At 65.4% G+C, this 9704-nt stretch carries 12 protein-coding genes; 7 read left to right on the top strand and 5 right to left on the bottom strand.

Annotation, left to right across the window (positions count from 1 at the left end; genetic code table 11):
* Positions 1-309 precede the first annotated feature (309 nt).
* The 3 genes from rpmF (at position 310) to VW23_RS17825 (ending at position 2634) form a co-directional block, all read left to right on the top strand.
* Positions 310-492, top strand: coding sequence for a 50S ribosomal protein L32 (gene rpmF, locus VW23_RS17815; protein ID WP_055886755.1), 183 nt, complete (start codon positions 310-312; stop codon positions 490-492).
* A gap of 106 nt (positions 493-598) precedes the next feature.
* Entirely contained in the window at positions 599-1993 is a 1395-nt protein-coding gene (gene fumC, locus VW23_RS17820) for a class II fumarate hydratase (RefSeq protein WP_141728379.1), read from the top strand.
* Between the two features lie 185 nt (positions 1994-2178).
* On the top strand, positions 2179-2634 hold the full coding sequence (locus VW23_RS17825; protein ID WP_244488559.1) for a hypothetical protein: 456 nt from the start codon (positions 2179-2181) through the stop codon (positions 2632-2634).
* A gap of 194 nt (positions 2635-2828) precedes the next feature.
* Here the strand turns inward: VW23_RS17825 and VW23_RS17830 are convergent, their stop codons facing one another.
* The 3 genes from VW23_RS17830 to gloB form a co-directional block, all read right to left on the bottom strand.
* Positions 2829-3086, bottom strand: coding sequence for a hypothetical protein (locus tag VW23_RS17830; RefSeq protein WP_069910897.1), 258 nt, complete (start codon positions 3084-3086; stop codon positions 2829-2831).
* 124 nt (positions 3087-3210) lie between these two features.
* Positions 3211-3660, bottom strand: a complete 450-nt coding sequence (locus VW23_RS17835) for a GNAT family N-acetyltransferase (protein WP_084646279.1) — start codon at positions 3658-3660, stop codon at positions 3211-3213.
* Between the two features lie 102 nt (positions 3661-3762).
* Positions 3763-4539, bottom strand: a complete 777-nt coding sequence (gene gloB / locus VW23_RS17840) for a hydroxyacylglutathione hydrolase (protein WP_069910898.1) — start codon at positions 4537-4539, stop codon at positions 3763-3765.
* 89 nt (positions 4540-4628) lie between these two features.
* Here gloB and VW23_RS17845 point away from each other — a divergent pair, with 89 nt between their 5' ends.
* Positions 4629-5372: a class I SAM-dependent methyltransferase gene (locus VW23_RS17845; RefSeq protein ID WP_069910899.1), complete on the top strand. Its 744-nt coding sequence runs from the start codon at positions 4629-4631 to the stop codon at positions 5370-5372.
* 2 nt (positions 5373-5374) lie between these two features.
* Here VW23_RS17845 and VW23_RS17850 read toward each other — a convergent pair whose 3' ends face one another.
* Entirely contained in the window at positions 5375-5701 is a 327-nt protein-coding gene (locus tag VW23_RS17850) for a hypothetical protein (RefSeq protein ID WP_069910900.1), read from the bottom strand.
* A 138-nt stretch (positions 5702-5839) separates the two neighbouring features.
* Between VW23_RS17850 and VW23_RS17855 the strand changes: the two genes are divergently transcribed.
* Positions 5840-6946, top strand: coding sequence for a pyridoxal phosphate-dependent aminotransferase (locus tag VW23_RS17855; RefSeq protein WP_069910901.1), 1107 nt, complete (start codon positions 5840-5842; stop codon positions 6944-6946).
* Positions 6946-7929: a prephenate/arogenate dehydrogenase family protein gene (locus VW23_RS17860; protein ID WP_069910902.1), complete on the top strand. Its 984-nt coding sequence runs from the start codon at positions 6946-6948 to the stop codon at positions 7927-7929. Before VW23_RS17855 ends, VW23_RS17860 begins: the two co-directional genes overlap by 1 nt.
* A 135-nt stretch (positions 7930-8064) precedes the next feature.
* Here the strand turns inward: VW23_RS17860 and VW23_RS17865 are convergent, their stop codons facing one another.
* Positions 8065-9072: a DUF2125 domain-containing protein gene (locus VW23_RS17865; protein ID WP_069910903.1), complete on the bottom strand. Its 1008-nt coding sequence runs from the start codon at positions 9070-9072 to the stop codon at positions 8065-8067.
* A gap of 87 nt (positions 9073-9159) precedes the next feature.
* On the opposite strand from VW23_RS17865, the gene VW23_RS17870 reads away from it, so the two are divergent.
* Positions 9160-9704 (top strand): gamma-glutamylcyclotransferase (locus VW23_RS17870; protein ID WP_069910904.1); only part of this gene is annotated, 545 nt, incomplete at its 3' end.

Genomic DNA, 9704 nt, shown 5'->3' on the forward strand with positions numbered 1-9704 from the left:
CGGGGATACCGGGGCCGGAAAGGGCGGGGGCGGTGAGCAGCGCGTCGAGCGCCTGCTCGATATCGGTGGCGGTGCTGGCAAGTTCGTCGGGGAAGCTGTAGGTCACGGTCGGAGCGTCCGGGAGGGTCGAGCGCTTGTAGCGGATTTGCACTGGTGCAGGAACTGCGCTGCAAACCTTGAGATGAGCCAATTTCGCCCCTTCCCATCCGTGCGATTGTGCTCTATAGACGCCCCCAATTCCCGACAGACCCTGTCTGTTAGACGCCGGAACGCCTTCGGCGAAACGCTATTGAACCAGGAGTAACAACCATGGCAGTGCCAAAGCGCAAGACCTCGCCGATGAAGCGCGGGTTCCGCCGCTCCGCCGATGCGCTGGCCACCCCGGCCTATGTCGAAGACAAGGATTCGGGCGAGCTGCGTCGTCCGCACCACGTCGATCTGAAGACCGGTATGTATCGCGGCCGGCAGATCCTGCAGCCCAAGAGCTCGTAAGCCTTCGGGCTGGCGCTCCCCTTGCGCACCAAACGATAGATATTTCGCGGCCGGCTCCCAGACCTGGGAGCCGGCCGTTTCCTTTTGTTCCAGAGGTTTTCCGGCAATGGGCATGCGCGTCGAATCGGATTCCATGGGCACGATCAACGTGCCGTCGGAAAAGTACTACGGGGCGCAGACCGCCCGCTCGCTGGCGAATTTCGACATCGGCGGCGAGAAGATGCCGACCGAAATCATCCGGGCCTTCGGCATCCTGAAAAAGGCGGCAGCGCTCGCCAACCACAAGCTTGGGCTGATGGACCTGGCGACGCGCGACCTGGTGGTCGCAGCAGCCGACGAGGTGATCGCCGGCAAGCTCGCTGAGCATTTCCCGCTGGTGGTGTGGCAGACCGGCTCGGGCACCCAGTCGAACATGAACGTCAACGAGGTGATCTCGAACCGCGCCATCGAGATGGCCGGCGGCGTCATGGGCTCGAAGAAGCCGGTGCACCCGAACGACCATGTCAACATGAGCCAGTCGTCGAACGACACCTACCCGACGGCGATGCACATCGCGGCAGTCGAGGCGATCGAGAACTATCTGGTCGACCGGGTGATGCTGCTCCGCAATACGCTCGACGCCAAGGCCACCGAGTTCATGGGCGTGGTGAAGATCGGCCGCACGCACTTGCAGGATGCGACGCCGCTGACGCTCGGCCAGGAGATTTCCGGCTGGGTGGCGCAGCTCGACCTGGCGCTCAAGGCGATCCGCGCCACGCTGCCGCAGCTTTATGAGCTGGCGCTGGGCGGCACCGCCGTCGGCACCGGGCTCAATGCGCATCCCAAGTACGGCGAGACGGTCGCGGCAGAGATCGCGACGCTGACCGGGCAGCCGTTCATCACCGCACCCAACAAGTTCGCGGTCATGGCCGGGCATGATGCGTTCGTCGGTTCGTCCGGCGCGCTGAAGCAGCTGGCGGCAGCGCTGATGAAGATCGCCAACGACGTGCGCTGGCTCGCCTCCGGCCCGCGCTCGGGCCTGGGCGAAATTACCATTCCGGAGAATGAGCCGGGCTCGTCGATCATGCCGGGCAAGGTCAACCCGACGCAGGCCGAGGCGACCACCATGGTCGCGGTGCAGGTGATGGGCAATGATGCGGCGATCGGTATTGCGGCGAGCCAGGGCAATTTCGAGCTCAACGTGTTCAAGCCGGTGATCGCCTACAACTTCCTGCAGTCGGTACGGCTGCTCGCCGATGCGGCCAAGAGTTTCAACGATCACTGCGCCGTGGGCATCGAGCCTGATCGTGACCGGATCAAGCAGCTGGTCGATCAGTCGCTGATGCTGGTAACGGCGCTGAACCGCAAGATCGGCTACGACAACGCGGCCAAGATCGCCAAGCACGCGCACAAGAAGCGCTCGACGCTGCGCGAAAGCGCCATTGAACTGGGCCTCCTCACCGGCGAGGAATTCGACGCCGAAGTGAAGCCCGAGCAGATGGTCGGCCCGCTCAAGCTCTAGAAACAGTGCTGTCGGAGAGCTAGCCATTCGAGCATAGCTCTCATGGCCTTCTGGCCTCAAATCGCTCCACTGGAGCGATTTGCCCTCTCGGGACGGTTCGAAGAGTGCGAAAGCGCACGGCGGGGCTGGCGGGGGCGGCTCGGCTTTGGCATTGTGCCCCGCACTAACCGATCAGGGAACGCGCCATGTCCGACAATACGGTATTCATCCCCCAGGGTGGGCGCGCCGCGCGCAACGGCGCCTTCATTCCGCCGCTGCTGCTGATCCCGCTGATCGCCTATAACTTCTTTGCCTTCCTGTTCATGGGCGGCAATCCGGCGGGCTGGAGCCAGCAGCTGTTGACCATTCCGATGGTCTCGGGCGTTTCGTGGTCGCTGACCGCGGGCGACCTGATCCTCGTGGTCGGCCTCGTCTGCCTGTTCTTCGAGGTGCTGAAATCCACCAATACCGGGCGCAACTCGGTGATCGAGCACATGCTCTCGGTGGTGGTGTTCGTGATCTTCCTCGTCGAGTTCCTGCTCGTCGGCGCGGCGGCGAGCTCAGTGTTCTTCATCCTGATGATGATGGCGATTGTCGACGTGGTGGCGGGCTTCACCGTCTCGATCACCGGCGCCGGCCGCGACGTGACCATGGGCGGCTGAGGCCGCCCTTACGGAAGAGTGGCGGCTGCATACGCAACGCCTGAAGCATTCACCGGGTCATCCCCGCGAAGGAAAGCGGGGATCTCCGTTTGCGATCCTGCCGCGACCACGAAAACAGAGGTTCCCGCTTCCGCGGGAATGACTCCGTGCGTTAGGGCGCGGTCAATGGGTGGTGGTCAAAGCCGCCCAACAGCTCAGGTAACGATGGTCTTGCGGTAGCCGGCGGGCATACGCCGGACCGTGATCTTGCTGCCATTGGCATAGGCGTCGACTGCCTGGCCAAGCGGGGCGCGGCGACGCTCGCGCTGTGGCGCGAGGTGCTGGCGGGCGGCGATCAGCTGGCTGAGGAAATCGGAATGGGCAGGGGTGTGGACGAGCATCAGCCGCTCACGCGGTGCCTCTTGCACCACCGGCAGCTGGAAGATCTGCTTTGCCGTCCCGTTGTCGTCCATTGCCTCGGACCTGCTGCCGGTCCGGCGCGACGGCCTCGTTAGGCTGCCTCGCTCGGACCATGGGAGTAACGTCGCCATGACCGGGTGAGGTTGCACTGTTTCGTCGGCAGTTTCCCGTGTTTCATCAAGAAAGGGTTAACCGCATCACGTGCCGGCGCGTACCGGCTTTCCCCACTTCGACGAAGCCCAAACCCTCGAAGGCGGGGATAAACCCCATGAAGCGGTAGCTGGGGGACGAGGGGGCGACGGGGTAGGCCTCGAGGATATCGGCCTTGCGTTTCCGCGCATGGGCAATGGCGGCAGTGATGAGCTGGCGGCCGAGGCCTTCGCCGCGCAACCGGCGGCGGACATACATGCAGGTGAGCGACCAGACCTTCTCGCCCGGCTGCTCATCCGGTCCGCCAAGATTGCGAAAAGTGTCGCGCGGCGCGATCGAAACCCAGGCGACCGGTTCGCCATCGGCATAGCCGAGCAGCCCCACCGGCACGCCATCCTCGATGCGGCCGAGGATCTGTTTCCGCCGGGACGGACCCTGGTTATCCTTGATCTCCTCAGGCGTGGCGCGCCAGGTCATGCACTAGCAGGGTTTTGGCCCGCCGGGGCTGCCAAACAGCGCGTCGAAATCCTTGGCCGTTGATCGGGTCACCGGCTTGAAGGCCAGCTTGTCGGGCATCAGCTACCCTTTGAATTCGTCCTTGGCCTTGCGTAAAGCGGCAAACACCTTGGCGGGTTCCGCGTCGGCGGCAAGGCCCATGGCCTTGGCCAGTACCGGCTGATCGGCGCGGAGGAACGGGTTACTGGCCTTTTCGAGCCCGAGCGTCACCGGGATAGTGTACTTGCCGGCCTCGACCATGCGTTTGACCTCGGTGGCGCGGATGTTGAGGGCCGGGTTCTTCGGGTCGACGCTGAGCGCAAAGGCGGCATTCGAGGCGGTGTATTCATGGCCCGGATAGACCAGCGTATCGTCGGGCAGGGCGCGCAACTCTTCGAGGCCATTCCACATCGGGCCGGGCTTGCCTTCGAACATGCGGCCGACGCCGAGCGAGAACAGCGCATCGGCCGAGAACAGGTGCCGGCCGGACGGATCGTAATAGACGATATGCCCGAGCGTGTGGCCCGGCGTCTCGATGACGATGAAGTCGGTGTCGCCGAGCGACACGGTGTCGCTGGCCGAGACCAGCACCTCGAGCCCGAGGATCTTCTGCGCTTCGGCCTTGGGACCGACGACGCGCACCCCATATTCACGCTTGAGGGCGGGAATGCCCTCGACGTGGTCGGTGTGGTGATGGGTGATGAACAGGTCGGTCAGCTTCCAGCCGCGGCGCTGCAGTGCTTCCTTGATGGCCTTGGCATCCGGGGCGTCGATCGCGGCAGTACGGCCGCTGGCGACATCGTGGACCAGGTAGCCGAAATTGTCGGAACGGCAGAGAAAAACGTCGATCAGCAGGGGCACGTGGGGGAGTCTCCGGGTCGGGCGCGCCGCTCGGGTGGCATGCGGCAGCGAAGCATGACAGAAACTAGAGAAGGTTTTCGGACAACGCCATGACCTCGCATGTCGAGCGGCTGATCGGCTTCTACAAGTCGCCCCTGGGAAAGATCGCCCGCGCCCTGCTGCGCGAGGAGGTGCTGCGCTTTGCCGGCAACGTGCGCGGCCTCAGGGTGCTGGGGTTGGGGTTCGCGACCCCCTATATGCGCTTCACGCTGGAGAAGGCCGAACGGGTGATCGCCGTGATGCCGGCGCGGCAGGGCGCCTCGGCGTGGCCGCGCGAGGGCCCGTCGCACACCGTGCTCTGCGACCCGCTCGAACTGCCGCTCACCGATGCCGCCGTCGACCTGATCATCGCGGTGCACGCCTTCGAGCATGTGAGCGACACCGAAGAGCTGATGCGCGAGCTGTGGCGGGTTTCGGCGCCCAATGCGCGGCTGATCGTCGTGGTGCCGAAGCGTCGCGGCACCTGGTCGTCGATCGACACCACGCCGTTCGGCGATGGGCATCCGTTCTCGCGCGGGCAATTGGAGCGGTTGCTGCGCGACCACAGCTTCGTGCCCGAGCAGTGGCGCGACGCTCTCTATGTGCCGCCGTCGCAGCATGCGCTGGTGCTCAAATCGACGCGCTTTTTCGAGCGGGCCGGCCGGATGTTCGGGCCGACCCTGGCGGGCGTGCATTGCGTGCTCGCCCGCAAGGAATTGTTTCCGGCGGTGCCGCGGCGGAAGAAAGCCGAGCGGCTGATCAAGGTGCCGGCACTGGCGCCTCAGGCGGCCATGCAGATACCGAAAGAGCGGTAGCGTTACATCGCGCTTTCGGCGCTGACGTCGGGCCTCAGGTGCAGCGACACTTCACCCGACCAGGGCTCAGTGACGCCGCGACCGCCGCCAAGATCCTCGAGCAGCGAGCGCTGGCGGTCGAGACTGGCGATCATCTGCGGCCGGGCCTGCACCAGATCGGACATCTCGGTCCATTCGCCGACGACGATGAAGCTGCGCTCGCCGGTCTTGACGATCCAGAAGTTGCGCAGACCCTTCATGTTCAAGTTCTCGAAGTCGCGGTTGATGGCGAGGAACTCCTCCTCGCGGCCGGGCTTCACCCGCATATGCACGATGTTCATTGCCGTCATCGGATCCTCCTCCGTCTCGACATGTACGCCGCAGCCCTATCGTAGCAGATGTCCGGGCTGCCTGGGCCGGGATTCCTTTGCAAGCGTGGACGCCATCCCCTATGGTCCGGCCGATTTTTCGCCCCGGCTTCCCGAGACATGACCGACACGCCCAAACGCCCCGTCCCGCAGCCCGGCATCCTGAAGATCGCGCCCTATGTCCCCGGCCGTTCCGACACGCCCGCCGGCGTCAAGCTGGTGAAGCTCTCGGCCAACGAGTCGCCGCTGGGCGCCAGCCCCAGGGCGATCGAGGCGGTGCGGGAAGCGGCTGGCCGGATCGAGATCTACCCGGATGGATCGTCGCGCGAGCTGCGCGTGGCGCTGGGCGAAGTGCACGGGTTGGCGCCGGAGCGGATCGTCTGCGGCTTCGGCTCGGACGACATCCTCCACCTGTTGGCACAGGTCTATCTTGGTGAGGGCGATGAGGCGGTGATGAGCCAGTATGGCTTCAACGTCTATCCGATCATCACCCGCGGCGCCTCGGCCGAGATCATCATGGTGCCCGAAACGGATTACCGGGCCGATGTCGACGCGCTGCTCGCCGCGGTGACGCCGCGCACCCGGATACTGTTCCTCGCCAACCCCAACAACCCGACCGGCACCTACCTGCCGATCGCCGAGGTCGAGCGGCTGCAGCGCGGGCTGCGGCCGGACATCCTGTTCGTCCTCGACAGCGCCTATGCGGAATATGTCACCGCCGAGGATTACTCTGAAGGCATCGATCTGGTGAACGCCTCGGACAATGTGGTGATGGTGCGCACCTTCTCGAAGATGGGCATTGCCGGCGAGCGGGTGGGCTGGATGTATGGGCCCGACCATGTCGTCGATGCGGTGAACCGCATCCGTGGGCCATTCAACGTGTCGCTGTCGGGGCAGGCGGCCGCGGCCGCGGCGGCGCGCGACGTGGCGTTCACGGCCAAGCTCAGAGATCACAATGCGCGCTGGCGCAGCTGGCTCACCGCGGCCCTGCAGTCGAATGCCATCCGGGTGCCGCCGAGCCAGGGCAATTTTGTCCTGGCACTGTTCGAGGATGTGGCGACAGCGAAGGCAGCATTCGCCGCGTTGCGCGACAAAGGCCTCCTGGTGCGCGAAATGCATGGCTATGGCATACCCGACGCCTTACGCATCTCCATCGGGCTCGAGGAACATATGCGCGCCGTGGTCGAAATTCTGAAGGCGTTCGGGGCGCCGGGGGCAAGCAACTGATGTTCGAGAAACTGACGCTTATCGGCATCGGCCTGATCGGCTCGTCCATCGCCCGGGCGGTGAAGCTCAAGGGCCTCGCCAAAACCATCGCCATCACCACCCGCAAGTCGGCGACGCTGGAAGAAGCACGGGCGCTGGGGCTGGGCGACAGCTACACGCTCGATGCCGCGGAGGCGGTCGAAGGCGCCGATCTCGTCATCCTCTGCACTCCGGTCGGGGTCTATGCCGAGGTGATGCAGCAGATCAGCGGACACCTGGCGCCCGGCGCCATCCTCTCCGATGTCGGTTCGGTGAAGGGCCAGGTGATGAAGGCGCTGGAGCCGATGGTTCCTGCCGGCGTGCATTTCATCCCCGGCCACCCGATTGCCGGCACCGAGCATTCCGGCCCGTCGGCCGGCTTCCCCGACCTGTTCGTCGGGCGCTGGTGCGTGCTGACGCCGAAGCCTGAGGTGGATGCGGTGGCGGTCGACCGGCTGGTGTCGTTCTGGGGCGCGCTCGGTTCGAACGTCGAGGTGATGGATGCCGCGCACCACGACCTGGTGCTGGCGATCACCAGTCATGTGCCGCACCTCATCGCCTACAATATTGTCGGCACGGTCGCCGATCTGGAAGCGGCAACGCAATCAGAGGTGATCAAGTTCTCGGCCTCGGGATTCAGAGATTTCACCCGTATTGCTGCCAGTGACCCGGTGATGTGGCGCGACGTGTTCCTCACCAACCGCGAGGCGGTGCTGGAAATGCTCGGGCGCTTCCTCGAGGATCTGTCGAGCCTGCAGCGCATGGTGCGGGTCGGCGATGGCGAGGGCATGCAGGCGCTGTTCACCCGCACCCGCGCCATCCGCCGCTCGATCATCACCGCCGGCCAGGAAACCGCGGCGCCCGATTTCGGCCGCCCGCACGGCACGCCGGAAGCCGCCGTGGTCCCGCCGACCGATGTGTCGCCGGTGATGGTGCGCGAGCATGGCGGCGGCGAGGACGCCTGATCCGCATAGGTTGACCAACACCGGGTCATTCCCGCGGAAGCGGGAAACTCCGTTTGCGGCGTCTGTCGCACGATCGAAAACAGAGGTTCCCGCTTTCGCGGGAATGACTCCGTGCATGGGGCCAGCTTTCGCGCCCTAGAACAGCGGCAGCAACTGCGCAAAAGGCACGGCGAGCAGTTTCACCTGGCCGTCGGTGATGGTGAGGCTGTTGCGGAAGCTGCCATCGGCATTGGGGGCGCCGCGCAGCATGGCGAGCTGCATCACCGGCAGGAACTGGGCGAAGCGATCGAGCACACCCTTGGTGGTGTAGCTGATCTCGCCTTCCGGGTAGCCGCCGCCGTTGAGCTTCAGCGCGCCAGTGATTTCAAAGCGTTCTTCGGGCTGCGGCTGGCTGCCGGCCAGTTTGGTGAGGCTCAGCGCCCCACCGGCGGCCTGCCAGCGGCGCAGTGCATCGGGCTCGCCGAAGGCGCGAAGGTCGTCGGGCACGGCGGTGAGTTCGACTTCGGCACTGGTGTCGGCCGCGATAACCTGCAGCCCCGGCAGGTCGAGCGCTGTGGTCGAGAGGTAGCCGCGGAGCGCCGCGGTGCCGGCCGCCTTATCGTGCAGTTCGGGGACATCGAGCAGGTGCGCTTCGACATGCTTGGCACGCGCCTCGACGATCTCGCCGGCGACGACGTCGGTGACCGCCAGGTCGTCGGCGACCAGCGAGAAACGGGCGATGCGCCAGCCTTCGCCGCTGAGGCCGCGGACCAGGTCGGTCGAGGTGAGCCGCAGGCTGCCTTCCATGGCGCCGAAATCGAGCCGCCGCTGGCTGCCCGAGAAGGCGTCGGCAAGGCTGAACGGTGCCTTGGCCGAAAAGATCAGGTGCGATGGGGCGTAGACCAGTACCGAACCCTTGAGGCCGGCGAAGCTGGCCGTGAGGTCCTGATCGACGAGCGTGGCGTCGAGGCATTCGAGGTCGAAGCGGAACGGGAAGCCGGAGACGTCGAAGGTGCCGCAGGTGAGCTTCGGCGCGGTTTCGCCATCAGCTTCGGCCAGGAGCTTGACCTGCCGCGTCGCCTCGCCGGCGGCCCAGAGCCAGCCGGCGGTCCACAGCCCGACCACGACGACCACCGCGATGGCGAGCCACATGAACTTCCGCAACGTCAGGTCTCCCATTCCAGCGCATCGATTGCGCGGCGCGGACCGTATCGGTAGGAACGTGACCGCGGCAAGGCGAGTGGACGTTTCGTGCAGCAGAATTCAACGCATTGGGTGTTCGGCTACGGTTCGCTGATCTGGCGGCCGGGCTTTGCCTTCATCCGGCAGATGCCGGCGCTGCTGCGCGGCGTGCATCGCCGGCTCTGCGTCTATTCCTATCGGCATCGCGGTACCGAGGCGCAGCCGGGGCTGGTGTTCGGACTGATGCCGGGCGGCTCGTGCCGCGGCATGGCGTTCGAAGTGGCCGATGCGGCGTGGGGCGAGGTGCATGCGTATCTGAGCGAGCGCGAGATGGATCGCGGCGTCTACCGCGAAGCGACGCGACAGATCGAACTTGCCGATGGCGACCGGGTGCCGTCGCTGGCCTTTCTCGCCGACACGAGGCACCTGCAATATGCCGGTAAGCTCGCCATTGCCGAGCAGGTGCGGATCGTGCGCGCCGGAGTGGGCGAGTCCGGCGCCAACCCGGAATATGTGCTGGAAACGGCGCGGAAGCTCCATGAGCTGTCCCGTATACACATCTCCGAGCCCACGCGACACGCAGAACTCCACTCTGCCGTGTTCTGGCTGAAACA

It is taken from the genome of Devosia insulae DS-56 (genome assembly GCF_000970465.2).
Taxonomy (GTDB): domain Bacteria; phylum Pseudomonadota; class Alphaproteobacteria; order Rhizobiales; family Devosiaceae; genus Devosia_A; species Devosia_A insulae.